The organism is Bacillus sp. Pc3 (assembly GCF_000815145.1).
GTDB lineage: Bacteria > Bacillota > Bacilli > Bacillales > Bacillaceae > Bacillus > Bacillus velezensis.
This window is the reverse complement of sequence record NZ_CP010406.1, coordinates 3757209-3783013: the sequence shown is the minus strand read 5'-3', so window position 1 is coordinate 3783013 and position 25805 is coordinate 3757209. Positions and strand designations below refer to the sequence as shown.

29 protein-coding genes and 1 riboswitch are annotated in these 25805 nt (G+C 46.1%); of the genes, 4 read left to right on the top strand and 25 right to left on the bottom strand.

Going from position 1 to position 25805, the window contains the following annotated elements; genetic code table 11:
* Positions 1–67: 67 nt before the first annotated feature.
* The 8 genes from gudB to SB24_RS18130 form a co-directional block, all read right to left on the bottom strand.
* Positions 68–1342, bottom strand: a complete 1275-nt coding sequence (gene gudB / locus SB24_RS18165) for an NAD-specific glutamate dehydrogenase (protein WP_039254676.1) — start codon at positions 1340–1342, stop codon at positions 68–70.
* Positions 1343–1502: 160 nt separating this feature from the next.
* Positions 1503–2087 carry a genetic competence negative regulator gene (locus tag SB24_RS18160; RefSeq protein ID WP_003153412.1) on the bottom strand — a complete coding sequence of 195 codons (585 nt, stop codon included), beginning with the start codon at positions 2085–2087 and terminating at the stop codon, positions 1503–1505.
* 151 nt (positions 2088–2238) lie between these two features.
* Positions 2239–3027, bottom strand: coding sequence for a metallophosphoesterase (locus SB24_RS18155; RefSeq protein ID WP_039254672.1), 789 nt, complete (start codon positions 3025–3027; stop codon positions 2239–2241).
* 86 nt (positions 3028–3113) lie between these two features.
* Positions 3114–3572, bottom strand: coding sequence for a YpbF family protein (locus SB24_RS18150; RefSeq protein WP_007409443.1), 459 nt, complete (start codon positions 3570–3572; stop codon positions 3114–3116).
* 68 nt (positions 3573–3640) lie between these two features.
* The gene (locus tag SB24_RS18145; protein ID WP_039254669.1) at positions 3641–4423 is read right to left on the bottom strand and encodes a LysM peptidoglycan-binding domain-containing protein; all 783 of its coding nucleotides are present in this window, start codon (positions 4421–4423) and stop codon (positions 3641–3643) included.
* Positions 4401–4988: a CPBP family intramembrane glutamic endopeptidase gene (locus tag SB24_RS18140; protein ID WP_079891307.1), complete on the bottom strand. Its 588-nt coding sequence runs from the start codon at positions 4986–4988 to the stop codon at positions 4401–4403. The genes SB24_RS18145 and SB24_RS18140 overlap by 23 nt, the downstream gene beginning before the upstream one ends.
* A 14-nt stretch (positions 4989–5002) precedes the next feature.
* Positions 5003–6493 (bottom strand): RecQ family ATP-dependent DNA helicase, encoded by a 1491-nt coding sequence (locus tag SB24_RS18135; protein WP_039254663.1) that lies wholly within the window; start codon positions 6491–6493, stop codon positions 5003–5005.
* Positions 6486–7544 carry a YpbB family protein gene (locus SB24_RS18130; protein ID WP_039254660.1) on the bottom strand — a complete coding sequence of 353 codons (1059 nt, stop codon included), beginning with the start codon at positions 7542–7544 and terminating at the stop codon, positions 6486–6488. Before SB24_RS18130 ends, SB24_RS18135 begins: the two co-directional genes overlap by 8 nt.
* A gap of 268 nt (positions 7545–7812) precedes the next feature.
* Between SB24_RS18130 and SB24_RS18125 the strand changes: the two genes are divergently transcribed.
* On the top strand, positions 7813–8061 hold the full coding sequence (locus tag SB24_RS18125) for a ferredoxin (RefSeq protein ID WP_003153403.1): 249 nt from the start codon (positions 7813–7815) through the stop codon (positions 8059–8061).
* A gap of 141 nt (positions 8062–8202) precedes the next feature.
* On the opposite strand, the gene SB24_RS18120 is transcribed toward SB24_RS18125, so the two are convergent.
* On the bottom strand, positions 8203–8775 hold the full coding sequence (locus tag SB24_RS18120; protein WP_015417737.1) for a riboflavin transporter FmnP: 573 nt from the start codon (positions 8773–8775) through the stop codon (positions 8203–8205).
* Positions 8776–8922: 147 nt separating this feature from the next.
* Positions 8923–9057, bottom strand: a riboswitch (FMN riboswitch).
* Positions 9058–9263: 206 nt separating this feature from the next.
* Between SB24_RS18120 and serA the strand changes: the two genes are divergently transcribed.
* Positions 9264–10841, top strand: coding sequence for a phosphoglycerate dehydrogenase (gene serA, locus SB24_RS18115; RefSeq protein WP_007409437.1), 1578 nt, complete (start codon positions 9264–9266; stop codon positions 10839–10841).
* Positions 10842–10887: 46 nt separating this feature from the next.
* On the opposite strand, the gene SB24_RS18110 is transcribed toward serA, so the two are convergent.
* From SB24_RS18110 to SB24_RS18045, 14 genes are all read right to left on the bottom strand, one after another.
* Positions 10888–11949: a hypothetical protein gene (locus SB24_RS18110; RefSeq protein WP_031378976.1), complete on the bottom strand. Its 1062-nt coding sequence runs from the start codon at positions 11947–11949 to the stop codon at positions 10888–10890.
* Positions 11924–12508: an RNA polymerase sigma factor SigX gene (gene sigX / locus SB24_RS18105; protein ID WP_003153399.1), complete on the bottom strand. Its 585-nt coding sequence runs from the start codon at positions 12506–12508 to the stop codon at positions 11924–11926. The genes SB24_RS18110 and sigX overlap by 26 nt, the downstream gene beginning before the upstream one ends.
* 190 nt (positions 12509–12698) lie before the next feature.
* Complete coding sequence (locus SB24_RS18100) at positions 12699–14480, bottom strand: ATP-binding protein (protein WP_007409435.1); 1782 nt, start codon at positions 14478–14480, stop codon at positions 12699–12701.
* Positions 14477–15199 carry a DNA-binding response regulator ResD gene (gene resD / locus SB24_RS18095; protein ID WP_003153397.1) on the bottom strand — a complete coding sequence of 241 codons (723 nt, stop codon included), beginning with the start codon at positions 15197–15199 and terminating at the stop codon, positions 14477–14479. Before resD ends, SB24_RS18100 begins: the two co-directional genes overlap by 4 nt.
* A gap of 81 nt (positions 15200–15280) precedes the next feature.
* On the bottom strand, positions 15281–16456 hold the full coding sequence (ccsB, locus tag SB24_RS18090; protein WP_007409434.1) for a c-type cytochrome biogenesis protein CcsB: 1176 nt from the start codon (positions 16454–16456) through the stop codon (positions 15281–15283).
* Positions 16457–16474: 18 nt separating this feature from the next.
* Entirely contained in the window at positions 16475–18103 is a 1629-nt protein-coding gene (gene resB, locus SB24_RS18085) for a cytochrome c biogenesis protein ResB (protein WP_015240118.1), read from the bottom strand.
* Positions 18100–18639 carry a thiol-disulfide oxidoreductase ResA gene (gene resA / locus SB24_RS18080; protein ID WP_003153391.1) on the bottom strand — a complete coding sequence of 180 codons (540 nt, stop codon included), beginning with the start codon at positions 18637–18639 and terminating at the stop codon, positions 18100–18102. Before resA ends, resB begins: the two co-directional genes overlap by 4 nt.
* Positions 18640–18723: 84 nt before the next feature.
* Positions 18724–19458, bottom strand: coding sequence for a 23S rRNA pseudouridine(2605) synthase RluB (gene rluB, locus SB24_RS18075; RefSeq protein WP_007612296.1), 735 nt, complete (start codon positions 19456–19458; stop codon positions 18724–18726).
* A 93-nt stretch (positions 19459–19551) separates the two neighbouring features.
* Positions 19552–20088: a spore maturation protein gene (locus tag SB24_RS18070; RefSeq protein WP_033574735.1), complete on the bottom strand. Its 537-nt coding sequence runs from the start codon at positions 20086–20088 to the stop codon at positions 19552–19554.
* A 4-nt stretch (positions 20089–20092) separates the two neighbouring features.
* Positions 20093–20683 carry a nucleoside recognition domain-containing protein gene (locus tag SB24_RS18065; RefSeq protein ID WP_003153385.1) on the bottom strand — a complete coding sequence of 197 codons (591 nt, stop codon included), beginning with the start codon at positions 20681–20683 and terminating at the stop codon, positions 20093–20095.
* Positions 20671–21822, bottom strand: a complete 1152-nt coding sequence (locus SB24_RS18060; protein WP_031378974.1) for a D-alanyl-D-alanine carboxypeptidase family protein — start codon at positions 21820–21822, stop codon at positions 20671–20673. Before SB24_RS18060 ends, SB24_RS18065 begins: the two co-directional genes overlap by 13 nt.
* Positions 21823–21933: 111 nt before the next feature.
* The gene (locus tag SB24_RS18055; protein ID WP_033574737.1) at positions 21934–22419 is read right to left on the bottom strand and encodes a DUF3907 family protein; all 486 of its coding nucleotides are present in this window, start codon (positions 22417–22419) and stop codon (positions 21934–21936) included.
* Between the two features lie 89 nt (positions 22420–22508).
* Positions 22509–23102, bottom strand: a complete 594-nt coding sequence (gene scpB, locus SB24_RS18050) for an SMC-Scp complex subunit ScpB (protein WP_007409428.1) — start codon at positions 23100–23102, stop codon at positions 22509–22511.
* A complete protein-coding gene (locus SB24_RS18045) occupies positions 23092–23847 on the bottom strand; it encodes a segregation/condensation protein A (RefSeq protein ID WP_007409427.1) in 756 nt (251 codons plus the stop codon). Before SB24_RS18045 ends, scpB begins: the two co-directional genes overlap by 11 nt.
* Before the next feature lie 207 nt (positions 23848–24054).
* On the opposite strand from SB24_RS18045, the gene SB24_RS19805 reads away from it, so the two are divergent.
* Together SB24_RS19805 and SB24_RS18040 are read left to right on the top strand one after the other, a co-directional pair.
* Entirely contained in the window at positions 24055–24144 is a 90-nt protein-coding gene (locus tag SB24_RS19805; RefSeq protein WP_003153376.1) for a YjcZ family sporulation protein, read from the top strand.
* Between the two features lie 87 nt (positions 24145–24231).
* Positions 24232–24753 (top strand): DUF309 domain-containing protein, encoded by a 522-nt coding sequence (locus SB24_RS18040; RefSeq protein WP_015417741.1) that lies wholly within the window; start codon positions 24232–24234, stop codon positions 24751–24753.
* Positions 24754–24818: 65 nt separating this feature from the next.
* Here SB24_RS18040 and ribT read toward each other — a convergent pair whose 3' ends face one another.
* Together ribT and ribH are read right to left on the bottom strand one after the other, a co-directional pair.
* Positions 24819–25193 (bottom strand): GNAT family N-acetyltransferase RibT, encoded by a 375-nt coding sequence (gene ribT / locus SB24_RS18035; protein WP_003153373.1) that lies wholly within the window; start codon positions 25191–25193, stop codon positions 24819–24821.
* A gap of 116 nt (positions 25194–25309) precedes the next feature.
* Positions 25310–25774, bottom strand: coding sequence for a 6,7-dimethyl-8-ribityllumazine synthase (gene ribH / locus SB24_RS18030; RefSeq protein ID WP_003153372.1), 465 nt, complete (start codon positions 25772–25774; stop codon positions 25310–25312).
* Between the last annotated feature and the right edge of the window lie 31 nt (positions 25775–25805).

Genomic DNA, 25805 nt, shown 5'->3' with positions numbered 1-25805 from the left:
TTCCACTCATATAAAAAATCTCCTATATTATCATAGGAGATTTTTTTTGTTTATGCAAACGATTGGTTTATATCCAGCCTCTGAAACGCGAAGCCTCCGCCATTTTCCGCACGCCGACCATGTAAGCCGCAAGCCTCATGTCAATCCGGCGGTTTTGGGACATTTCATAAATATTATTAAACGATTTTATCATCATATTTTCCAGTTTTTCCTCGACTTCTTCTTCACTCCAGTAGAAGCCTTGGTTGTTTTGAACCCATTCAAAATAAGAAACCGTTACACCGCCGGCGCTCGCCAGAACATCGGGAACCAGCAGCGTTCCTTTGTCTGTCAGGATTTTCGTTCCTTCCAGTGTCGTCGGTCCGTTTGCCGCTTCTACAACGATTTTCGCTTTGATGCGGTCAGCGTTCTCTTCTGTAATTTGGTTTTCGATCGCCGCCGGGACAAGTATATCACAGTCCAGCTCAAGCAGATCCTGATTCGTAATGGTGTCATTGAAAAGCTTCGTCACCGTTCCGAAGCTGTCTCTGCGGTCAAGCAGATAATCAATATCAAGACCGTCCGGATCGTAAAGGCCTCCGTACGCGTCAGAAATTCCGACAACTTTCGCGCCGGCGTCATGCATAAACTTGGCCAGATAGCTGCCCGCGTTTCCGAAACCTTGTACGACGACGCGCGCGTTCTGAATATCGAGACCTTTTTTCTTGGCCGCTTCTTTTATGCAGATGGTGACGCCTTTTGCCGTCGCTGATTCCCTGCCGTGGGACCCGCCGAGTACAAGCGGTTTTCCCGTAATAAAGCCGGGTGAGTTAAATTCATCAATTCTTGAATATTCATCCATCATCCAAGCCATAATCTGCGAGTTTGTAAATACGTCAGGCGCCGGGACGTCTTTAGTCGGTCCGACAATCTGACTGATTGCTCTGACATATCCCCTGCTCAGCCTTTCAAGCTCTCTGAATGACATATTTCTCGGATCACAAACAATTCCGCCTTTACCACCGCCATAAGGAAGATCAATAATTCCGCATTTTAAACTCATCCAGATGGAAAGTGCTTTCACCTCTTTTTCAGTTACATTCGGGTGAAAACGAATGCCGCCTTTTGTCGGACCTACGGAGTCATTGTGCTGCGCACGATAGCCTGTAAATATTTTCACAGACCCGTCATCCATCCGAACAGGAATTTTAACCGTTAATAATCTGAGCGGCTCTTTCAGCAGTTCATACACTTCTTCTGGATACCCCAATTTTTCCAGAGCTTTATGTATTACGGTTTGGGTTGATTTTAATACATCATGTTTGTCTTCTTCATTATGACCGGTGAATCGATCGGCTGCCATTTGAGTTAACCTCCTAAAATCTTCTGTTTCTCTCATGCTCCCTTTCAGTGACTAGTATACACCTTCAATATCTCCGTGCATAGAAGAAAGACAATGATTTTTCCATTATTTCGCTTAAAAAAAGACGGCCGCTGAAAACAGCTGCCGTTTCAAATCTTTTTTATGAAAAATGTTTCTGGATGGTCTCCACAGCATTGCCGTCCATGATGAGTTTTCCGTACTCATGGAGCCTGTAAATCGTAATCGTCGCCGGGTGTCCGTATTCAGCCAGCACCGCGATGACGCCTTCGGCGGAACGGGAGCCGAGGTCTTCAAGGCTTACATAGTATTGGTTCTCATAGTGGTAGACGGTGCCGCCGGTAATCCCGATTCGGTGAAGGCTTCCGGCAAGCTGAATGATATCTTCAAACGAATGGAACTGATAAATAATATCCGGGCTTTCGTCAAGTTTGACCTGCATCTCGATATAATCATCGTCATATTCGTCATCTTCTGCGTCCGCGTCATGATTTTTCGTTACAATCACAACCATGCCTTGTGCCTGAAGAGAATATACTTCCACCGCGATCGGACCATTCGCTTCAAAGCCGAGCTCTGTATTTGCTTCATTCATCATATCTTTAAATAACTGGTGGACTTTAAACGAGTCCTTCCAGAGGTCTTCTTTTGTCAGTCCCCGATCAGTCAGATCGTCGAGGGTTAAAAAGATTTTAATCTTATTATAGTTCAGACGCTCAAGCCGCATAATGTTCCCTCCTGCCTCTTCTTGCACACAAATCATATAACACAGTATATGAATAAATGAATCATAGGTTCTTAATTTGTTATCAGTTTACACCGTGTACAGCGGGAAGACAAGCAGAATGCCGTTTTTTATCACCTCGGCCGGGTTTGTTTCAGGAAGACGGCTCATCCGGTCCGCACAGCGTAATCATATGCGTCTCCGGTTTCGCCCCGAGCCTCAGCGGAACTTTTGTCGTCCCGTAGCCGTTGCTGATCAGGTAATGCGCTTTTTTTACCGTTCCCGTCCCGCCCAATTCGTACGGCCCGAACCGTCCGAAACGGATTTGGCCGCCATGCGTATGGCCGCTGAACACAGCGTCAATCCCGTCTGACTCCCTCATCTGCTCATGGATGTCGGGGTTATGGCAAAGCAGGAGGTTTACTTTGTCAGCATCCGTATATCTGATTGCAGAATCATAATCATCCATCATCATCCTGATATCATCCACGCCGCAGATCGTAACGGTTTCCCCTTTATAAGTAAACTGAACCGATTCATTTCTCAGCGGGATCACTTTGTATGCCCGTAAAAGAGAGAGCAGTTTTTGCTGGCTGACCTCGTAATCGTTATTTCCCCACACATACATGACAGGCGCGAGAGCCGTCAGACGTTTGATGTTTTCTTCAATTCTGGCGTAAGGAACTCCGCCCTCCGCCAAATCACCGCCGAGCAAAACGGCATCCGGCTTATAACCTGCCGCTTCGCGGAGAAGCTTTTCATCAATTAAACGGCGGTGCACGTCAGATATAAAAAAGATGGTGAGCGGCTTCATCCCCTTCATTTTATCAAGCGTAAATGTATGTGTTTTCAGATGGCTGCCGTTTGCCGTTTTGTACATAACGGCCGCCATAACCGCAGCCGCTCCCGCCAATGAGCCGAGAATTCCCGCTGTAAGCTTCATAAACGCACTCTCCATTCTGTCATTGTCTTATATTAGACGGACAAACAAAAAAAGACGTTTCTATCCTTTCCGGAAAACGCCTCATTTTATTTGCTTTCAAAATAAAGATTGATATCATACCGATGTTTCATCAAGTGAAAAACAGATTCTCTCGCCCTCCATTTTTCAGGCTGGGGCCATAAATCCGTGCTTTTTTGGATAATTTCACATCTCAGTTTATGAAATTCACCCTCAGCTTTTTCTTCCTTTTTTTTAAAATAATAAGAAGTGCAATACGCAAAAGCGGAAGCCATAATCCAGCACAAGTAAACCGTATGGCCTAATATTTCCTGCAGAATCAGCTGCGGAGAGGCTTGGGGGGCATTAAAGCTTTTAAACATCAGCAGTATGCACATCAGGGAAAAACAAACGAGGGACGCCCACTGCCATCTTCGGCATTGTGCGGCATAATTTTCGTATTTTAATTTCCGTTTCACCAGCGCCTGAAGCATCTGTTTCGTCGGTCCGTCAGCAAATCGGTCTAATTGCTTCCATAAAGAATCCATGCGCTTCACACCTTGTCCGTTTTCATTGGTACACTATATGAAAAACGCGGTGAAAACATGCATTTATTTTAATCAGACAGCGGAATGTTCAGAACCTGGCCGGTGTACACGTCGTTTCCGTTTAATCCGTTGTAGCTGCGGATTTTTTCTTCGCCCGCCCGGCTTTTATAGTATTTCATTGAAATACGGTAAAGCGTTTCTTTCGGCTGTACAGTATGCTGTACGGTCCGCACTTTTTTTGGGACAGTCCCGGCTTGATCACTCGCCTCAGCCGGAGCCGCTTTTTCACGGACAGCCGGCGGAGACTGCTGTTTTGTCTCCGCGTATTCGGTGTCTGTCGGCTTTACTTGTTTTTCTGAGGGCGTTTCCGTTTTTTTAGGTGTTTTTTCACTTGGTTTTTCACTTGGTTTTTCTTTCGTTTTTTCAGGTGCAGCCGCTTCTTTCTTATCTTTGTCGTCAGACTTTTTTTTCGGTTGTTCTAAAAGAGCGGTTTCTGACGTTTTTTTCTGAGCGCCTTTCGGAATAACGGCAGGCGCGCTTTCACTGTGGTCTATGAAGACATCTTCATAGTCCTTCGGGTCAAATCTGCTGCTGTTCGTCATATAAAGAAGACCGAAAAAGACACCGATTGTTACGATAATGAACAGGACGGTCAGAAAAGTGAACAGCGGCGTTTTTGTTTTGGTTTTTTCCTTCACCTGCTCTTCCTTTTTTTTACGCTCCTCTTTTACAGATTGTCTTGTCGGGAGGCTGTCTTCAAGATATTCAATTTGTTCATCCGCGGCCGCGGCAACCTGCTGCTCGGCACGCAGCTGAGCTTTTCTTCTTTCAACTCTTGACATTTCCGTCATGCAAACCCCTCCTAACATATTGAAAACGGATCTGACAGGCAAATACCGCATCAATAATAAAATGCGCTGTAACCGGAACGAATAAATTGCCGGTCCATTCATAGATAAGCCCCAGCAAAAGACTGATACCCGCAACCATCATAAACAGAAGCCACTTCGCCAAGTATCTGAAATGAAGCAAGGTAAAAATGAAGCTGGCGGCCCATAAGCCGATATGTGTCTGCAGAACGCCTCTGAACAAAATCTCTTCGCTGAACGAAATGAGGAGCGTCAAAAACAAAATGTGCAGCACCGGCCTGTTCTTAAAAAGCAATACATTAATGCCGCCGTCATCATATAAATGCGAAGGACACCATTTCATCACCGCCAGATCGGCAAAAATGACAAGGACGGCAAGAGTTACACCGTACCATATGATATTATCGTCACGTATATGCCACAGCTTTAAAAAATCGTGAATGTCGGTAAAAAAGAAAAAGCCGATAACAGCTGAAACCGCCAATATGAGCAATTGGGTGGCATACAGCTGCATCACAATCTCCCGGTCTGAGAGCTGCCGGATCAATTCGCTTTGCCGTCTCAGCTGAACTCACCCGCAGACTCTGATCCGAAAATCCGGCCTAATTCCAGCTTCCAATCTTCAAACCGTTCCATATTTTTACGTTCTCCTTTTTGCTCGTACGGAGCCAGATCAAGTCCGCAGCTGCTGCAGCATTGTCCGGTTTGACCATCAGGCTCATACGGTTCATCAAAATAAGACAGCAGCGCTTCTCTTATACATTCTTTCCGCTCTAATAACGCCGAAAAACGATTCATTTTACGCAGCTTCTTTTCCACGCGGTATGTCAGTTCTTCCTGCAGCTGGTCTTTTGTGGTTTTTCCTTGCAGAAACAGATGGACGGCCGTTCGCGCCTGTGTTTCCTGGACGCCCTTATTGATCAGAACGTCCCGAAGCTTTCGTTCATCACTCGTACCGGCATCCCGTATGACGGCCAGAATGCCTTCCAGGTCATAATCAGACAGGCTTTCTGTCTGAATAATCTGCTGCTGAAGCTCGGTATCGCCGGGCGCCCTCAGCAAAATACTGACACTCGGGCTGCCGTCGCGTCCCGCTCTGCCGATTTCCTGCATAAAGGCCTCGGCCGTTTGGGGAGGATAAAAGTGAATGACAAAGCGGATATCTGACTTATCCACACCCATGCCGAACGCATTGGTGCAGCAGATGCAATCAAGCTGGTTATGGATAAATTGCTGCTGGATTAAAATCCTGTCGCCTGTATCCATTCCGCCGTGATAATAATCCGTCCGCTTTCCCGTTTTTTCGTTCAGCTCAGCCGCAAGCTCTTCCGCCCATTTTCTGGTCGGACAATATATGATACCCGGGCCTTCAAGCTTTTCGGCAAGCTCCGTGAGCCTGCTTATTTTTTCGGTATTATCAGCCAAATGTTCTGCCGCCAGGAGAATGTTCGGCCGGTTGACTGAATAAAGATGACGCACCGCATGCTCAAGTCCGAGCACATCCGTCACGTCTCTGAGCGTTTCTTTTGTCGCTGTTGCGGTCAGCGCCAATACAGGCGGCTTTCCGAGTGCCTGCCTGAAAGGCCCGAGCTTCGAGTAATCAGGCCTGAAATCATGTCCCCATTCTGATATGCAATGAGCCTCATCAATAACAAATAAACTGACCGGGACATTTTTCAAACGGTTCAGCACATAAGGTGAAGAAAGGGCTTCAGGAGACATATAGAGAAATTTATACCGGCTGATGTTGCTGAGGATAAAATGCCGCTCTGCGGAATTCAGCATGCTGTTTAATGCAGCAACCCGCTTTTCTCCTTTCGCTTTCAGCTGCTGCACCTGATCTTCCATTAATGAAAGGAGCGGCGAAATAATCAGCACCAGCCCGTCCATCATGTAACCCGGGAGCTGATAGCATAATGATTTTCCCCCGCCGGTCGGAAGCATGGCGATCGTATCTTTTTTTTGGAGCACGCTAGTCATAATCTCTTCCTGCCCTTTTTTAAAGGAATGCAAACCAAAATACCTGGATAAAGCTTTATGCAGCTCAGTCATGCTGATTCACCGTCTTTGCCAGCGCCAGCCTGATCTGAAAATAGCTGAAGCGCATCTGCATTCCTTCGCGAATCCGTTTAATTTTATTCGTTTGATGCTGTTTTGCAAATGCCGTTATCATACGCTGTTCCTCTGCAGAAAGATACTGTTCTGTAAAAAATGCAGGCTGATGCAATGATATTTCTACGATATGATCTTCGATTGTGGCGGTTTTTAAATTTCTGACCGCGGCGATCCGTTCAATCGGAAACCCTTTTTCCAACAGCTCAAAGGTTTTTCTGGCAGACTGTGTCAGCGCGCTTTCCGCCTGCAGATCGGACAACAGCTCGCGCAGAGCGGGATATGCACATTGCGGAAGCGATTGAATAACATAATGTACCGCTCCCCAAAACTGGACGGACACATACCATTCATCTTCGTTCAGCTGGAGAGCCAGCTGCTTATTCGTTTTGCCGATTCTGTTGAATGAAGTTAAAGAATAGACAAAAATAAGCGCCTGCCGTTCACTTACGCCTTGCAGAAGGTGAAACAGCGTCTCATGCATTTGGACGGAGAGCTCTTTAGCGTCTATGTTTTTCCGTATGAACCGTTTGACCCATCTCAGCGTCTGCACATCGTTGGTAACCGGGATATATTGATTACATTGATGCTCTTTGTTTGACAGGACTTGAATGAGCAGGGAAAGCCGCCTCCACAGGGTAACAGCAGGCGTTTGATAATTCGCGCCGTGGCAGTGCTTCGGCCAAGGCCGCTCGGCAAACGCCCGTTCAAGCTTTTGAACGCCGCGCGCAGTCACTTTCCACGTTCCCTCTTCTTTTCCGGCTGTAATGTATGAGTTCTCGGTGAGTTTATGCAAAGAAGCCGCAATATCGCCGCGTTCACAATGTGAAGCCATGCCGAAATATTTAGCGATCTGAAATAAGCCGGCATCCTGAATGGTTTGAGACGACTTTTTTCCTTTTAATAAATGAAACACAGCACTCGGAGTCCGTTCGCCGTCTATTTTGTCCAGACAGTCGAGAACCACGGTATCAAAGTAGTTTATCGCCAATCTAAACACACCTACATTTCTTCTGTGACAAGTTTCGTTTTTTGGTTCTTTTTATTTTAACAGATTTTCATATAAATTTGACGTTTAAAGTCATCTTTTAGGGGGAAGTGCTAAAGAGAATCCCTTATGTGATAAGCATTCTCAATCATTTTTCTGTTGAAATTTGACACTAACATCATTACAATAAGTAAGAGGAATAGGTGTTATATTTAAAAATATATAAGGTAAACCATTTGTTCCAACACGAACAATCTGGGAGGTTTTATTCATGGCAAAGTACACAATTGTAGATAAAGATACGTGTATTGCATGCGGCGCCTGCGGAGCTGCGGCACCAGACATTTATGATTATGATGATGAAGGCATTGCGTTCGTTACGCTTGACGAAAATAAAGGCGTCGTCGAAGTTCCGGAAGTTCTGGAAGAAGATATGATTGACGCATTTGAAGGATGCCCTACTGATTCAATCAAAGTTGCGGATGAACCATTCGAAGGCGACCCGCTGAAATACGAATAAAAAAGCCCTCCCCGTGAGAGGAGCTTTTTCGTCCTGAATAAGACTCCGGCTGTTATCGGCCGGAGTCTTATTTTTTTTGCGTGATCAAACAATCAAAAAAGCGCCCGGTCTGTGTTTTACAGAGCGGGCGCTTTGGAGTGGTTATTGTGTCTGGATGCTGCGTTTTTGTTCAATCCAAGGTTTCAGCTTCGTAAAGATGAACGTAAAGACGATGGTGATGATAACGCCTTTTACAATGTTAAACGGCAGGATTCCTGCGACAACCGCCGTTTTTAACTGGCTGTTTGACAGTGCCGGTGAATGTAAAAACCAAGTATACGCGGGCAGGATAAGAATATAGTTCAAAATGCTCATCAATACGGTCATCGCCGCGGTTCCGGCCAGCAGGCTCACTGCAAGCCCTTTTGTCGAATTGAGCTTTTTAAACATAAACGCCGTCGGCAGAATAAACAGCGTTCCCGCGATAAAATTGGCTGCCTGCCCGACAGGCACGCCGGCCATGCTTCCTTGAATGATATACTGCAGAATATTTTTAATCGCTTCAACCGCAATCCCCGCCGCAGGCCCGTAAACCAAAATGGCGATAATTGCAGGAACGTCACTGAAATCAATTTTCAAGTAATCCGGCAGCCCCGGAAACGGGAAATTTAACAGCATAAGCACAAAAGCAATACTGCTAAGCATACTGATGACAACTAATTTTTTTACTTTCACAATGCTCTCTCCTTTTCGATCAAATCTCTCGAAAAGAGGAAAGGTTCTTTTGCGCCCCAATAAAAAAACCGCTTTTGTTAAAAAGCGGGAGCTTACTAAGGCTTGGCAAAGAAACGTTTGATATAAGCATCAAAACGTCTGCTGAACCTCCATCTTCTCCCATCCAGACTATACTGTCGGCTCCGGAATCTCACCGGATCCTGCCGCCGAAGCAGCTCGCGGGCTTAGAGCGTGATGCTCATCACCGCCGGTAGGGAATTTCACCCTGCCCCGAAGATTGATCTTATGAATTTATTCACATTATATATGATCAAGTTGCAATTGTATAGAGAACTGCTCAAATTTAAATAAAATATTGGGGAAGCCCAATTTAAGCTGATTCAGCGGTTTCCTTTTCTCCTTTACTGCGTCAATACACATTGACACTCTATTGAGAATATGATAAATTATCAGATATTTAGTCAGCTAAACTAGGAGGAAATCTAACAATGTTTCGAGTTTTGGTCTCAGATAAGATGAGCAATGACGGCTTAAAGCCGCTGATGGAATCAGACTTTATAGAAATTGTTCAAAAAAACGTCGCGGATGCAGAAGATGAATTACATACCTTTGATGCCCTGTTAGTCCGCAGTGCCACGAAAGTAACCGAAGAATTGTTTAAAAAAATGACCTCTTTAAAAATCGTCGGCAGAGCCGGTGTCGGCGTAGACAACATCGACATCGATGAGGCCACAAAACATGGAGTTATCGTGATAAACGCGCCGAATGGAAACACCATTTCAACGGCAGAGCATACATTCGCGATGATTTCTTCATTAATGAGACACATTCCGCAAGCCAATATCTCAGTAAAATCAAGAGAATGGAACCGGACGGCTTTTGTCGGGGCGGAGCTCTACGGAAAGACTTTAGGCATTGTCGGTCTGGGCCGGATCGGAAGCGAGATTGCCCAGCGCGCCAGAGCGTTCGGTATGACGGTTCATGTATTCGATCCTTTCTTAACCGAAGAGAGAGCCGGCAAAATCGGCGTAAACAGCCGGACATTCGAAGAAGTGCTTGAAAGCGCGGATATCATTACCGTCCACACGCCTTTAACAAAGGAAACAAAAGGACTGCTTAACAGAGAAACCATTGCCAAAACGAAAAAAGGCGTCCGTCTTATCAACTGCGCAAGAGGCGGCATTATTGATGAAGCGGCGCTTTTGGAAGCGCTGGAAAGCGGCCATGTCGCAGGCGCTGCCCTTGACGTATTTGAAGTGGAACCGCCAGTTGAATCAAAGCTTCCCGACCATCCGCTGGTGATCGCCACACCTCACTTAGGCGCTTCAACGAAAGAAGCACAGCTGAATGTCGCGGCACAGGTTTCTGAAGAAGTGCTGCAGTTTGCAAAAGGTCTGCCTGTCATGTCAGCGATCAACCTGCCTGCGATGACGAAAGATGAATTCAAAAAAATCCAGCCTTATCACCAAATTGCCGATAAAATCGGAAGTCTCGTGTCACAATGTATGAAGGAACCCGTCAAAGATGTTGCGATTCAATATGAAGGCACCATCGCCAAACTTGAAACATCATTTATTACAAAAAGCCTGCTGTCCGGTTTCTTAAAACCGCGTGTAGACTCAACGGTCAATGAAGTGAACGCCGGCGGTGTAGCAAAAGAACGCGGAATCAGCTTCAGCGAGAAGATTTCCTCCAATGAATCAGGATATGATAACTGCATCAGCGTAAAAGTAACCGGAGACCGGAGCACATTTACGTTAACGGCTACGTATATCCCTCACTTCGGTGAACGAATCGTTGAACTGAACGGCTTTAATATTGACTTAAATCCTGCCGGCCACCTCGTTTATATCCAGCACCAGGATACGACCGGTGTAATCGGACGCGTAGGACGCATCCTCGGCGATAACGATATCAATATCGCTACCATGCAGGTAGGCCGTAAAGAAAAAGGCGGAGAAGCCATTATGATGCTTTCTTTTGATAAACATTTAGATGATAAAGTCGTCAATGAGCTGACTTCAATTCAGGATATTGTTTCCGTTAAACTGATTGATCTTCCGTAACCAACAAAAAACCCAAAACATTCATAAGTTTTGGGTTTTTTTACGTTTAATGGCTTGGAAGCGGATTAGGCGCGGCAGGCACAGCGATAGGTTTTGTCACATCATAATTACCGATTTTCTTTGTATGCGCATGTGTGAACAGCACCTCAGAATAACCGAATTCCTTCGCAGTTAACAGAAGCCCTTCGATCATTAAAATCCCTTCCAGCGAATCTTCAACCTTATGTTTTTCGGACAATTGAATCCGCAGCTGCTCGCCGTCTTCCCTTTCCGATACCGATGCAATCGCATCGGCTTCTATAATGCTCGCGGTCTGTGAGCCTCCGTCTGTTGTCTTCATCCCGTCAATAGCCTGATATACTGAATAATAGGTTTGTTCAGACGGGATCAGATACTCTTGTCCCAGACTGTCGCTATAAGAAAAATACGCCCGGTTTGTCTGTTTATGTACGGACATCTCAGCGGATATGCCGTAAGATTTATAAAAATCCTGTCCGGCTCCGTTTTGAACCTTTTTCAATTTAATCCGCTCGTAAGGACTCCATGTCAAAGTCTCTTTCAGCATCTTTTTCAATAAGTCAGCATCGGCAACTGATTCGATAGAAAGCCGTCCGTTTACCTGCACAAGCAAATCCTTCTTATCCGCCGTTACCTGCACACCTTCCAAAAGGTTCGGCACAGACAGGAAGGATTCGGGCACTTCTAGGTTTTCTGCTTCGGATAAAGCCTCTGATACCGATTCATCCGGCTTCTTTTTTTCAAAACTGACCGGTATGACGGCGGATGTATCTGAATCGGCAAACGCCAAAGTAATGTAATTGTTTTTGTTTTCGTTAGAAACGACAAACGTCTTCTGATCCGGCTTGACAGCAGCTGACTGACTGGCTTTTTCAGCTTGACCGCTGTCAGCTGTAAGATCACCGGCAGATTTGTTTGTCATCAGGTGAGGAGATATAATCAGAGCGATGCACAATGCGCAGACGCCGGCTGCGGCGGGGCCGATCCAGCTTCGAGCCGGTTTTTTCCTGTACGGTTTACCTGTTTCAATATTCCGGTAAATGGCCTCGGGTGAACGATGATCTCTAACCGCCGGAAGTTGTCTTAACAACTCCTCTACTCTTTCTTCGTTCCAATATGACTTCATCATCCATTAGCTCCTCCCTCAAAAGCTCCATCTGTTTCCGAAGTATTTTGAGCCCTCTGTGTTGGGTCGTTTTGACTTTGCTTTCCGAGAAGCGGAGAGCGGCGGCTGTTTCCTGAATGGAATATCCCTGAATAAATCTCAAGATAATAACAGCTCTTTGATCAATGGTGCAATGATCAAGCGCGGTATATATTTCCCGGACGTTTTCATGCTGTACGGCGAGTTCATCCGGAAGCAAATGCTGATCTCTGACATCTTGTGTATCCCAATCAAACGTACCCATAATACGCTGTCTGATCGTCTGCTGCTTGCGGAACCAGTCAATCGCCACATGGCGTGCGATGGATAACAGCCATGTTTTTTCACTGCTTCTTCCTTCAAATGTATGATAGGAATTCAAGACGCGGATATACACTTCCTGCGTCAAATCTTCAGCCTGCGACTTATCTTTTACCATATAAAATAAAAATTGATATAAATCTTGATGGTATGCATCATATAATATCTGAAAGGTTTCTTCCATGGGAAACCCCTCCGTTCACTTTTTTGTCGTAAAAATGCGTTGAAAAGTTACATTACAACTATATTACGAGAAACTGGAATTTGGAAGGGAATTTATATTAACATATTCTTAAATTTTTAAAGGAGAAACAAATAAAAAACACCCGCAGAACATGCGGGTGTTTCGTATGGAACAAGATTGTTCGTCAATTTCAGACGTCATCCTGCACTTTTGTCGGAATATAAAATGTAAACGTCGTCCCTTTGTCGATGCTGCTGTGAACCGCAATTGAGCCGCCGTGGGCTTCCACGATATTTTTTACGATGGCGAGCCCGAGTCCGGTTCCCGCCCTGCCTCTTGTTCTTGCTTTGTCCGCTTTATAAAAACGTTCAAAAATAAAAGGCAGGTCCTCTTCCGGTATACCAGAGCCGGAATCTTTGATATCGATCTTCAGTCCGTCTTTTACGGTCTGAGCCGCGATATGAACGCTTCCGCCTGACTCCGTATGGCGCAGCGCATTATCTATAAGGTTGGTAAACACCTGTTCCATTTTGTCTTCATCAAAGACACACTCCGGCTGAGACACTGAGATGTCCTCTGTGAGCGAAACGCCTTTTTCCTTCGCTACCCCGGAAAATTTGCGGGAGATCTTCTCCAGAAATTCATGCAGGTTTACCGTTTCATAATGCAGGCCCGTATGTCCGGATTCCATTCTGGCCAAATCCAGCAAATCATTGACGAGCCGGCCCATGCGAAGAGATTCATCATAAATGATCTGTGCGATTTCTTTTTTCTCCTCTTCGGTGCTTGCAATGTCGTCCACTATTGCTTCGCTGTATCCCTGCAGCATAGAAATCGGGGTTCTGAGCTCATGACTGACATTGGCAATGAAGTCTTCACGCAATTTATCCAGCCTGCGCTCTTCGGTCATATCACGGAGCACGGCCACGGCGCCGCGGACGTGTGATTCCGCATAAAGAGGCGACATCAATAAAACCCATGACCTTCCTTGAAGCGTCATTTCAATCATTTGCTCTTTTTCCGTGTTCACTGCATTTTGAAATAGCTCTTTTGCTTCAGGGGGAAGGTTGTCTCCTTCTTTAATGTTCATGTTCTGCTCATAATACCATGCCTGCAGAAAACGTTCGGCCGGCGGGTTGGTCACCAAAATGGTGCCGTCGATATTAATGGTGATGACCCCGTCTGCCATACTGCTTAAAATATTGGACAGCTGTTCTTTTTCCTGATTCAGCGCGTTAATATGGAAATTGAGCTGCCGTCCCATCTGATTAAAGGCAATGGCCAGTTCCCCGATTTCATCTTGGGTCAGAATCGGAATTTTTGTATCAAACTTTCCTTTCGCCAAGTCTTGGGCGCCTTCCCGCATTTTCCGAAGGGGATATGTCACCCTGCTGGATAAAAAGAACGCGAAAAACGTTGTCAAGACGATGGCAATGCCCGCCGCAAGAAAAATATAGCGTGTCGTATGTTTCGTCGTATCTTTGACGGCAAGCAGCGATTGGGATAAAAAGACCATGCCTTTTTTGCCGTCTTTTTCATACGGCACTCCGACGATCAGCCGTTCGTTATCCGAACCGGCATTGTTGGGGACCGCGCGTTTGCTTACTTTTTTGCGGTCTGTCAGCGCCTTGTGCAGATCCCGGTCATGTTTGATCTGCTCTAATGTAATAGAGGATAAATGATTATCGTCATTGGGCGAATACCAGACATGTTTATCATCCTGAATGATCGCGATGCTCGTTAAATTGTCCGCCAGTTCCCACGTGATGGATCTGGCAAGCGGCTGGTCTTCATGATTTTCTATTATGACCGCAATTTTATCGGCAAGCTGCGTTAAATCTTTTTCCGCTTCTTCAACGTGGTAATTTTCTATAAATTCCAGAAGCAGCACCGTTAATATAAATAAAACAATTAACACGAGTGAAAGAATGGTAAACCAAAGCTTACCTACTACGCTTTTCCAAAACTTCATTCAGCGCCTACCTCAAATTTGTATCCGACTCCCCAGACGGTGACGATTTTTTTCGCCGCCCCCGGGGACACTTTATTTAATTTTTCACGGAGCCGTTTGACATGGGTGTCCACCGTTCTGAGGTCTCCGAAAAATTCATACTGCCACACTTCTTTTAAAAGCTTTTCCCTGTCGTACACTTTGTCCGGTGTTTTCGCCAGAAAGTACAGCAGTTCATATTCCTTCGGCGTCAGGCTCACCTCCGTGCCGTCCGCAGTCACCCTGTGAGCATCGTGATCAATGGATAGATGCGAAAAGACGAGCACATTTTTTGTCGGGGTATTTGCTGTCAGATAAGATGTTTGGGAAGCCCTTCTTAAAAGCGCCTTTACCCGAAGCACCACTTCTCTCGGGCTGAAAGGCTTGACGATATAATCGTCCGTACCCGCTTCAAACCCCTGGACGCGGTTGGCTTCTTCCCCTTTTGCCGTCAGCATGATAATCGGCGTCGCTTTTTTTTCTCTGAGCTGCCGGCATACTTCGATTCCGTCCGTTCCCGGCATCATTAAATCCAAGAGCACCAGATCATAATCTGATGCCAGCCCCATTTTAATGGCCTCGTCGCCGTTTTCCGCTTCTTCAATCACATAGTTTTCCCGTTCAAGGTACATTCTTAAAAGGCGTCGAATTCTGGCTTCATCATCTACTACTAATATTTTAGTTTCATTTGTTTGATCCATCGTTTTCCCCCTGCTTTCCTTCTGTTACTTTCATTTTAACAAACTGTGCGGCAGCTTGAGAACTGTATCGGCTTTTTACATCTATGCGTACGAATGAAGTCCGGCAAGCACGAGATTCACAAAAATTAAGTTAAACATAATAATGGCGAAGCCGATGACGGCAAGCCACGCGGACTTTTCGCCGTGCCAGCCTCTTGACAGCCGCAAATGCAAATACGCTGCGTAAAATAAAAAGGTGATCAGCGCCCATACTTCCTTCGGGTCCCAGCCCCAAAAACGCGTCCATGCAAGCTGCGCCCAAATCATCGCAAACACAAGCGCGCCGAGTGTAAATACCGGAAAACCGATGGAAACAGCGCGGTAGCCGACTTCATCGACCAAGTCCAGATTCACATTTTTGACGAGCGGGCTGATAAGAGCGCTGATTCTCTTTCTGAATATCAGCCTGAGCGCACCGTATAAAACGAGACCTGCGCCAAACGACCAGATCACCGTATTGACCTTTCTGCCTGAAAAAATGGCCGGAAGCTCAATAAGCGGCTTCATTGCGCCTTCCGTAAGCAGTTCTCCCTCATGCGGGCCGACAAGCGCAGGCATATCATATATCATGACGCTTTTAGCTTCTTTTTTATCCACCCAATTAAATTCAGCTTTGTAGTCCGCCAGCCGGAATGCCGACGTGACGGCGATAAATGCCACGGTCGTCACGAGTATAAACATGATGACTTCAAGCCAGAACGTTTTTTTGCCCGGTCTGGATTGGTCGACATGCTTTAACAGGAAAATGACGCCGGCTACAAAACTGATCGCAAGAATCGCCTGCCCGAGCGCCGCCGTCGTGACGTGAATGTACAGCCAATTGCTCTGCAGTGACGGAATAAGCGGCGTAATGTCTGTCGGAAACATGCTTGCATATGCGATAAGCAAAAGCGCGATAGACAATGTGAACATGCCTAATGAAGGCAGTCTGTAAATAAAGTAAATAATAATAAAAGCGAGAACAAGCATCATGCCGAATGACGTCGTAAATTCAAACATATTGCTGACAGGCGCATGTCCGCTTGCCGACCATCTCGCAATGAAGTAGCCGAGATGACAAAGAAATCCGAAAATGGTTAACGTGATTCCGATAGCCGACCAGCGGCCCTTACCGTCCTTAGCACCTTTTGTTCCCCGGATGGCGCCGCCGAAAACCGGGACGGCAATTAAATAAATCAAAAAGGCAGCATAAAGAAAATTTGCGCTCAGCTCCGCCATGACACCACTCCTTTTTCACTAGGCCTGATTTTTGGCCAATTCTTTTTGATCGGCTGGCTCTTGAATCCCGGTCCCGCTAAGAACAAATTCGATATCTTTTTTCAGACCGAACCAGTTTTTGTTCGTATGTCCCGCCACAAGCACTTCATGATCACCTGTTTTGATCCAGATCCTTCTGTGCTGCCAGTACATTCCTTGAATGACGCCGATCATAAAGATCGCGCCGCCGACGGCAAGCACCCATAAGGTTAAATCTTTTCTGACGGTGAGTCCTGTAATGTTTTTCGTTTCCACATGGTCGAATTTTAATTTGTACTTGTTACTTTCGGAACCTTCAACAGTCTGCTGAATCGCAACAAAACTTTTCTCCCCTTTCGGCTTGTCAGGAGCCGTGATTTTAAAGACAAAAGCCGGATTGTTAGGAACCTTCGTTTTCGTGCTCGGTTCTCCGTCCTTGTTAAAATAAAAATCAGGAAGATAACTGGCGATCTGCACTTTGTAACCGTTACCAAGATCATAGTCCGTGTCGGGATCAAGAAGATTGATCTTCAGTTTGCCAAATGACTGTTTTGTTTTTTGGTCGATCAGCTGAAATACCATCTGATCGAGCTGGTTTTCTTTATAGTCCACCTGATACACAGAATAGGAGTCAAAACGCAGCGGTTCATTGACGCGGATATTGTTTTCTTTGACTCTTTTAAGCTTCGGCTTTTCACCGAATACAATGTCGCCTTCCCTCTTGTACAAAACCGCGTCCGTTGTGAAGGATTTGGCGACTTTGCCGTTTCCGGCTCTGTCAATGGCGTCGGCGAATACTTTTTTCTCAGTGTCTTTGTTATATGTCTGCATCGTGAACCGGTTGTTTTTTAAGTAATATTTGCCGTCAGTACCGGGGATCTGGGCGGTTTCGCCTTCACGGACCCAGAGCGTTTCATCGACATACATACCGGGTACAAATCTCAGCATGGCTCCGATCAGAAAAATGATCAGGCCGATATGATTGACGTAGGGCCCCCACCTTGAAAAACGGCCTTTTTCCGCCAGAATGCTTCCCTCTTGTTCTCGCACTCTATAATGCTTTTTTTTCAATCGTGTTCTGAGGCCATCAGCCGCATCCCCGCTCAGCTCGGTTTCTGTCCGACTGTATAGACGCTGCCTCTTCAAAAAGACCGGATTCCGCCGAACTCCTTGATTTTTCAGCGCCCTGTACAAAGGAATCACCCGGTCCAGGCTGCAGATGACCAGTGATATGCCAATAGATGCGATCAGGAGCATATACCACCATGAGCCGTACAGGTGATGAAATCCCAACAGATAATACATTTGGCCGATTATGCCGTACTGCTGTTCATAATATGTATCCGGCTGGGCGCCCGGCGGCAGATAAGCTTCCTGCGGAAAAACCGTGCCGAAAGCAGACGCCGCCAGAGTAATGACGATCAGCCATATTCCGACTTTTACGGAAGAAAAGAAGTTCCATACCTTATCTACGATTGTTTTATTATATGTTTGCGAACGCCTTGCGCTGCCGTCGTACCGCATATCGGCAAGCGGCGATTTTTGATCATCAAGCGGCTTCCCGCACGACTCGCACAAAACCGTCCCGGCTGGATTCACGTGCCCGCATTCACATTTGACCTTTTTCATGAAGACGCCTCCGGCTTAATTAAATTCATATAGTCATGAACCATGCGTTCTGTCATCGTGCCGGTCACCACTTTCACGACTTTTCCGTCGGGATTGATCAAAAATGTCGTCGGAATAGGTGATACGCCGTACGCGTCCAGCACTTGCCGGTCAGTATCGAGCGCAACCGGGAAATTGACGCCGTATGTTTTCATAAAATTATGTACTGCAATTTTTGATTCGCCGACATTTACCGCAACCACCTCGACACCGAGGTCTTTAAAATGCTTGTATTGATTCTCCATGTAGGGAAATTCCTGCTTGCACGGCTCACACCACGTTCCCCAGAAATTCAGAAAAACACCTTTTCCTTTTAACTGACTCAGTTCTATGAGTCTGCCCTCTGTATCTTTCAGCGCGAAATTCGGGGCTTTGGACCCCTCAGATATACGCTCACCGTTTGTGTATACGGCATTATAGATGGTATATCCGAGCGCGCAGAGTAAGATGAGAAGGATGCCGGTCCGAATGAATAAACGCCGCCGTTTTTTGTTCATTGTACACTGCTCCCCTCCCCTGCCTGCAAATCCATTCAATTATATCATCAACACGTTTTGTAATTTTTGAAGGTTATGTGAAAATTAGAAAGCGTTTTTACCGTGTTCAGCTAAAGCCCGCAGCCTTTTCACCTCATGCGGCGACAATTCTCTTGCGTCTCCTGTGCGCAGGCCTCTTAAATCTAAAAATGCGTATTCTTCACGTTTTAGTTTCAGCACGTCATGACCGATCGCCTCGAACATGCGGCGGACCTGTCTGTTCCGGCCTTCATGAATCGTCAGCTGAATGATGCTCGTCTGCTTTCTTTTGTCCAGGGAAAGCATTTTCGCTCTGGCCGGCGCCGTCTTGCCTTCTTCAAGCTGAATGCCGCGCTCAAGCTTTCTCAGAAGTTCCTTGGAAGGAATCCCCTTCACTTTGGCGACGTACGTCTTATCAATTTCGTATTTCGGATGCATGAGTTTGTTGGCAAACTCGCCGTCATTTGTCAGCAATAAAAGTCCGCTCGTATCATAATCAAGCCTGCCGATCGGATAAATGCGCTGCGGCACTTCTTTGAAAAAGTCGGTCACCACTTTCCGCCCTTTGTCGTCATCAGCTGCTGAGATCACTCCTCTCGGTTTATAAAGCAGAAAGTACACGGGTTCTTCCCGCTCCACCTTTAATCCGTTTACTTCAATCTGATCAGAACCGGTCACTTTTACGCCGAGCTCTGTTATTACTTTTCCATTCACCTTTACTTTTCCTTCTTTTATCAGCTCTTCCGCCTTTCTGCGTGATGCCACGCCGGCATGAGCAATAACTTTTTGCAGTCTTTCCATGTCGTTCACCTCAAGTATAATCTTACTTTTTTCCCCTTGAACAAACAAGCTTTTTCAAGGAGAGTTATTCTGATATATAAAAAGCGCCTGATTTCAGGCGCTTCCAAATAATAACGTAACTATGATGATTGATGCAACCACCCCGATCAAATCAGCAAGAAGACCAACCTTTAAAGCATCCCCCATTTTTTTGATGCCTACCGCCCCGAAATACACCGTCAGGACATACAGCGTCGTGTCAGTCGATCCCTGCATGACCGAGGCCAGTCTGCCGATAAATGAATCAGGCCCGTACACGGCGATCAGATCAGTCGTCATGCCGAGCGCCGCCGTCCCCGAAATCGGGCGGATCAGAGCAAGCGGCACGACTTCTGCGGGAATGCCGAGCGTTGTAAAGAAAGGCTTGCACAGCCCCATGACAAAATCCAGCGCACCCGAGGCCCGGAATACGGTAATCGCCACCAGCATCCCGACCAAATACGGAATGATGGAAAACGCAATCTCAATTCCTTCTTTTCCGCCTTCAACGAACGATTCATACGTCGGCACTTTTTTGATCGTGCCGTATATCAATATACCGGCGATAATAATCGGAATCATGGCTAAAGACAGCCAATTCACCATTTCCATTCGCTTACCTCCCTTTTCTTTTGCGGCGGTACCAGAAGTAGCGGTCAATGAAAATCGCGCCGATTCCCGAAATTAAAGTCGCTAAGATGGTCGGCCCGACGATATCGGTCGGTGATTTCGCCGAGTAAGCCATGCGCACGGCAATGACGGTTGTCGGTATCAATGTAATACTCGAAGTATTTACCGCCAAAAAGGTAATCATGGAACGGCTGGCCTCAGACTTACCTCCATTCAGCTTTTTCATCTGCTCCATGGCTTTAATGCCGAGCGGTGTCGCCGCATTTCCCAGTCCGAAAAAGTTTGCCATGAGATTTGATAAGATGTATCCCATCGCCGGATGATCAGGGGGAATATCGGGAAACAGCTTAGAAATAAACGGGCGGCACATTCTGCTGAATATATCCAAAAGGCCGGACTGCTCGGCTATTTTCATCAGGCCGAGCCAGAACACGAGAACGCTCATTAATCCGAACGAGATCGTAACCGCTTCTTTCGCTCCTTTAAAAACGGCTTCATTCACATCCTGCAAGGTACCGTTAAACATCGCAAAGACAAGTCCGATTACCGTCAGACATACCCAGATTAAATTGACCATGACGAACCGCCCGCCGCGCTCATAAACAGGCTCGTAAACGTCTCAATGAAATGCTTTTTCGGTTTTTTATGGCGCTCATTTTCATAATAGACGGGGATCTTGGCGATCACTTTCCCATCATGCATAACAGTCATCCGGCCGACGACATCAGGAATGAGAGAGGCGTCCTTTTTCCAGGCTTTTTTCGGTTTTATTAAGGTTGTACTGATTTTTACATCGTCGATTTCATCTTTTTTTAACAAATATTTGACATCCCGGGCAATAAAAGCGCGCTTTCCGTAAAACGTCTTTTTCAGCTTCGGAATGCCGCCTTTTTTGGCGATGACATAGGTTTTATAGTGATCAAAGACATAATTAAACATATTCATATGATCATCCCAATCATCCGGATCATTTATGGTGACCGCGATGAGATCCGTACCGTCTTTTGAGGCCGTCGAGACGAGCGTCCGTTTCGCGATTTTTGTGTAACCCGTTTTTCCGCCTGTGCTGTAACGGTAGAGCCCGGTCAGAAGCTTGTTTTTATTTTTCCATACCCGGTCCATCGTTTCCGCCTTATACACTTTTGTGCCTGAAACGGTCCGGTATTCCTTGATTTTCATCGCGTATTTAGTCAAAAGCGCCATGTCAAACGCCGTTGAATATAAATTTTCATGGTCGTCCAGCCCGTGCGGATTTTGAAATTTTGTATTTTCCATCCCGATTTGCTCGGCTTTTTTGTTCATCAAAAATACAAAACCGTCAAGGCTTCCGCCGACATATTCCGCTATTGCCGCAGCGGCGTCATTTCCTGATCTCAGCATAAGCCCGTATACGAGATCTTTCAGCTTTACTTTTTGTCCCGGCTGAAGATAAATGGCTGAGCCTTCCGTTTTTACGGCATTCGGGGAAACCGTCACGGTCTCTTCCATCTTCCCTGATTCAATCGCCAGCACCGCCGTCATGATTTTCGTAATGCTTGCAATCCGCCGCTTATGATGTTCATCCTTGGCGAATAACACCCTGCCAGATGCTCCGTCGATTATAATCGCGCTTTTTGCGCTGACATGTATTTGGGCATGTGCCGTATTGCCGTCTGTAATGGAAAAAAGAATAACAAAAGTCAAAAGAAATACGGCAGCTTTTTTGAGAAAGCGCATGAATGCTCACGTCCTTGTTGTGGGTTTGTACAAGTTTATGCGCATGTCCATGACTTATGAATACCAATTGCATCACTTTCACATAAAAAACTCTCCCAAAAGGAAGAGTTTTTATCTGACTGGTGCCATATTTGAGCCTGATGCTTCATATTGCGCCAATTCTTCCCGCATGCGCAGAAATTCACTGCTGAGCGAAAGCAGAAGGCTCCGCAGCGAATCCGGCACTTGCTGGTAGAATTCAATCGCGCTTTGGCCTGTATAAGCGGCGCGGCTGTTTTCGTACCATGTATCCTTTTTCGGCATGAAAAACTCTTCCACGCACTGATGATATACTTTATACAGCGTTTTTTCCGCTCTCGCCTCATGAAACGGCTCCTGCATTAAAAGCCGGCGGCAGGCTTCCTGGGCGCCTTCGCAAAAGACGGTCATCCTCCTCAGCACACTGAGCACGTCGCGGCAGTATGCCTCATCCGCCTCTCCTTGAGCCCGCATCTCCGGCAAAGTTGTATGATTTAAATAGCTGCTGACCATCGTGACAACCTCGGCTAAAAATTCACCAGTTTCTTCAGTATGGGCCCTCACAATCGAATTTCCCATTTCCGTCCGTTTCCTTCCTCTCTTGTACGTCGTCATTTGCGTCATTCATCAATGGCCTTTCCCTACTATCGTATGATGAAAAACGATTATTATTTAATATCCTCAAAAGTTTGGTTGAAGTTTTCAAAGAATAAATCGGCTTCCTCCTGGAGAACGTCTTCCTCCGCATTTTCAGGAAGCGGCGGGAGCTCCTCCAATGTTTTTAAGCCGAATTGTTCAAGAAACACCGGTGTCGTGCCGTATAAAATCGCCCGGCCGGGACCGTCGGCGCGGCCCACCTCACACAGCAGCGCTTTTGACACGAGGCTGTGCAGAATCCGCTCAGACTTCACGCCCCGGATATCTTCAATTTCCGCCCGTGTGATCGGCTGCTTGTACGAAACGATTGCCAGCACTTCCAAAGAAGCCTGTGACAGCCCTTTTGACGGCACTTCGATTAGTTTTTTCAAATAAGGCACGAATTCTTTTTTCGTTCCAAGCATATACGTATCCGCATATTCGGTAAGCTCGATGCCTCTGTCGTCTTCCTTGTACTGAGCCGCCACTTCTTCCATGATTCCGGCCAGTTCCGCTTCTTCTATTTCAAGCACCGTCACCAATTGCTTTTTGGTCAGCCCTTCATCACCCGCCGCATATAGCAGGGCTTCCACAATCGCTTTCCAATTCACGATATCAAGCGCCATGAATGGATTCACTCCCCGTAATGTATATATCTGAAAAGTTTTCTTCCTGTTCAATGATAATCTGCTGATTTTTCATCAGTTCCAGGACTGCTAAAAACGTCACGACGAGATGGTCCTTTTGCCGAGAAGGAAAAAGCTCCGTGAAGTTTATTCTTCTCCCCGCCGTTTTTAAGCTTTTTACGATTTCGTTCATTCTGTCTTCAATCGGTATTTCCTGCCTTGTAATGGTCGTTTCTTTCGGCCGCGTGATTTTTTTACGCTGAAGCACCTTTTGAAACGCGCCGATCATGTCATAAACGGTCACCGACAGTTTCTGCTCCGTCTGTTTGATTTCTTTTGCATACTCACTTAAATCACTCGGCGGCTTTGTAAATGACTTTTGTCTTTCTTCTTCCCGCTCTTTTAAATCCTTCGCAGCGGTTTTATACTTTCTATACTCAATCAGCTTTTCAATCAGCTCGTCCCGAGGGTCTTCTTCTTCAAGCATTTCGTCTTCAAACAGCTCTTCCTCTTGTTTCGGAAGCAGCATTCTGCTTTTAATGCTGAGAAGCGTCGCCGCCATGACCAGATATTCACTGGCGACATCAAGTTCAAGCTCTTGCATTGTATGTACATATAATAAATATTGTTCAGTAATGGTTGCCACGGGTATGTCGTATATGTCGATTTCAAGACGGTTAATCAGATGAAGCAGCAGGTCCAATGGGCCTTCAAACGTATCAATTTTCACTTGATATTCTACCATTATCTCACCATTTTCAATATCACTCTCATTGCCGGAAAAACTGGCTACCCTTTAGTATAATCCACCGAAATGCTCTCGTCCAATACTTTTATACACACCCTCTGTTATTTAGAAAATACTGAAAAAGAAGATATACGCCTATACCTTTAAAGGCGGATGCACATATGATAGCCGTGTAAACTTGAAACAAAGGGAGGCTGATTTCACATGAGCGGAGCTTGTTTCGGCGGAGGTTTTGCATTAATTGTCGTTCTGTTTATTTTGCTCGTTGTCGTAGGAGCATCTTACATCTGCTAGTTCCTCAGGCTTCAGACACCAAGCCGCTCTTTTTTCCTTTTCATAGCGCTGTGGTACACTGGTTTTAGCATAAAAGGAGGAAGCGGCTTGTATCCTAAAGCTTATATCGGCTTTTTGGCCGAATTTCACGCATCAAGAGATTATTTTGAGTGTCATGAACTGTTAGAGGAATATTGGAAAGAAAGCCCGGCTGAAAAGCGGAGCGTTCATTGGGTCGGCCTGATTCAGCTTGCCGTCGCTCTGTATCACCAGCGCAGGGGAAATGAAGCCGGGGCGAAACGGCTGATTGCCAACAGCTTACGTATTCTCCGGTCTGAAAAGCAGGCGGTCTGTTCCCTCGGTCTCAGCCATCCGAAGCTGATTGAGCTGATAGAAACGCTGTCAGACGATATAGAAGCGGGCGTGCCTTACAGAAGTGTTATGCTGCCGATTACAGATGAAGCCCTGAAAGAAGCATGTCTTGCCGAATGCCGCCGAAAGGGCTATACATGGGGGCAAGACGGCGTATCAGATACCTTTCTTATTCATAAACACCGCCTGCGGGACAGGACGGATGTCATTAAGGAACGCGAACGGGAAATTGAGAGAAGAAAAAAAAGCAGAGGCTGACGGTCAGCCCTGCTTTTTCTATATCAAAACAGCTCCCGAAACCGTGAAGATTCCGGGAGCATTTGTCAGTTATTATATGAGATATCCTGATCTTTTTGATGTTGACAGCGTTCAAAAAAGCTTTGCGTTAATTCATTCGGAACGAGTGCCTCCGTTTTGAACAGACGTTTTAAGGCGTCCATCATTTGCTTTCCGATTCCTTGATGGCGGTGAGAAGGATTCACGCTGATATGCCGGATTTCAACTTCTGAGTCCTTTTTTTCGACTCCGATCGCTCCGACGATATCTTCATCCTCTTTCCAAAGAAAGAGCTGGCGGCCAGTATCCGTTTCATAGTCCTTTATTGTCTGCTGAAGCTGCTTGAGATCTTTTTCATTCGGCATAAATGACAGAAGACCCATCGCAATCTTTTCAAACGATTTTTTATAACGAATTAACATAAAAACCCCTCTATATCCAAAATGTCCATTCATGTCCTATCAAACGGATACATAAAGGCGATCCGTTTCCTCACATTATATCATTTTCGCCGCTGTTTTAAACGCTTTTCAACAAATTATTCAAATGAACGGTTTAAATTTGCCATTTCAATGGCAGATACTGCGCAATCCGCTCCCTTATTTCCGGCTTTTGTTCCGGCTCGTTCGATGGCCTGCTCAATGGTTTCAGTCGTCACGATGCCGAAGATAACCGGGACGCCCGTCGCCGTTCCCGCCTGGGCAATGCCTTTTGCCGCTTCATTGCAGACATAGTCATAATGCGTTGTCGCTCCTCTGATAACCGTGCCGAGCGTAATGACGGCATCGTATTTTTTCGTTTCCGCCATTTTCTTTGCCGCAAACGGGATTTCAAACGCTCCCGGCACCCAAGCGACGTCAATGTCGTTTGATTCTACACCGTGGCGAAGCAGCGTGTCTTCCGCTCCGCTTAACAGCTTGCTCGTTATAAATTCATTAAATCTGCCGACGACGATTCCGATTTTAAGTCCTGTTCCTACTAGGTTTCCTTGTATGATATTCATATGTTATCCATCCTTTTTTGTGAGATTTGTT

Bases quoted from the DNA above. Each gene is read 5' to 3' on its own strand.
- SB24_RS18145 (WP_039254669.1), bottom strand. From the start codon at position 4,423: ATGACGGAAATGTCAAGAGTTGAAAGAAGAAAAGCTCAGCTGCGTGCC.
- resD (WP_003153397.1), bottom strand. From the start codon at position 15,199: ATGGATCAAACAAATGAAACTAAAATATTAGTAGTAGATGATGAAGCC.
- ribT (WP_003153373.1), bottom strand. From the start codon at position 25,193: ATGTTAATTCGTTATAAAAAATCGTTTGAAAAGATTGCGATGGGTCTT.
- SB24_RS18135 (WP_039254663.1), bottom strand. From the start codon at position 6,493: ATGACTGAGCTGCATAAAGCTTTATCCAGGTATTTTGGTTTGCATTCC.
- SB24_RS18100 (WP_007409435.1), bottom strand. From the start codon at position 14,480: ATGAAGTTTTGGAAAAGCGTAGTAGGTAAGCTTTGGTTTACCATTCTT.
- SB24_RS18155 (WP_039254672.1), bottom strand. From the start codon at position 3,027: ATGAAGCTTACAGCGGGAATTCTCGGCTCATTGGCGGGAGCGGCTGCG.
- SB24_RS18125 (WP_003153403.1), top strand. From the start codon at position 7,813: ATGGCAAAGTACACAATTGTAGATAAAGATACGTGTATTGCATGCGGC.
- gudB (WP_039254676.1), bottom strand. From the start codon at position 1,342: ATGGCAGCCGATCGATTCACCGGTCATAATGAAGAAGACAAACATGAT.
- resA (WP_003153391.1), bottom strand. From the start codon at position 18,639: ATGAACAAAAAACGGCGGCGTTTATTCATTCGGACCGGCATCCTTCTC.
- SB24_RS18045 (WP_007409427.1), bottom strand. From the start codon at position 23,847: ATGGTAGAATATCAAGTGAAAATTGATACGTTTGAAGGCCCATTGGAC.
- SB24_RS18160 (WP_003153412.1), bottom strand. From the start codon at position 2,087: ATGCGGCTTGAGCGTCTGAACTATAATAAGATTAAAATCTTTTTAACC.
- sigX (WP_003153399.1), bottom strand. From the start codon at position 12,508: ATGGAAGAAACCTTTCAGATATTATATGATGCATACCATCAAGATTTA.
- SB24_RS18055 (WP_033574737.1), bottom strand. From the start codon at position 22,419: ATGGGAAATTCGATTGTGAGGGCCCATACTGAAGAAACTGGTGAATTT.
- ccsB (WP_007409434.1), bottom strand. From the start codon at position 16,456: ATGGCGGAGCTGAGCGCAAATTTTCTTTATGCTGCCTTTTTGATTTAT.
- SB24_RS18150 (WP_007409443.1), bottom strand. From the start codon at position 3,572: ATGGATTCTTTATGGAAGCAATTAGACCGATTTGCTGACGGACCGACG.
- SB24_RS19805 (WP_003153376.1), top strand. From the start codon at position 24,055: ATGAGCGGAGCTTGTTTCGGCGGAGGTTTTGCATTAATTGTCGTTCTG.
- SB24_RS18060 (WP_031378974.1), bottom strand. From the start codon at position 21,822: ATGCGCTTTCTCAAAAAAGCTGCCGTATTTCTTTTGACTTTTGTTATT.
- serA (WP_007409437.1), top strand. From the start codon at position 9,264: ATGTTTCGAGTTTTGGTCTCAGATAAGATGAGCAATGACGGCTTAAAG.
- scpB (WP_007409428.1), bottom strand. From the start codon at position 23,102: ATGGCGCTTGATATCGTGAATTGGAAAGCGATTGTGGAAGCCCTGCTA.
- ribH (WP_003153372.1), bottom strand. From the start codon at position 25,774: ATGAATATCATACAAGGAAACCTAGTAGGAACAGGACTTAAAATCGGA.
- SB24_RS18065 (WP_003153385.1), bottom strand. From the start codon at position 20,683: ATGGTCAATTTAATCTGGGTATGTCTGACGGTAATCGGACTTGTCTTT.
- SB24_RS18070 (WP_033574735.1), bottom strand. From the start codon at position 20,088: ATGGAAATGGTGAATTGGCTGTCTTTAGCCATGATTCCGATTATTATC.
- rluB (WP_007612296.1), bottom strand. From the start codon at position 19,458: ATGGAAAGACTGCAAAAAGTTATTGCTCATGCCGGCGTGGCATCACGC.
- resB (WP_015240118.1), bottom strand. From the start codon at position 18,103: ATGAAAAAGGTCAAATGTGAATGCGGGCACGTGAATCCAGCCGGGACG.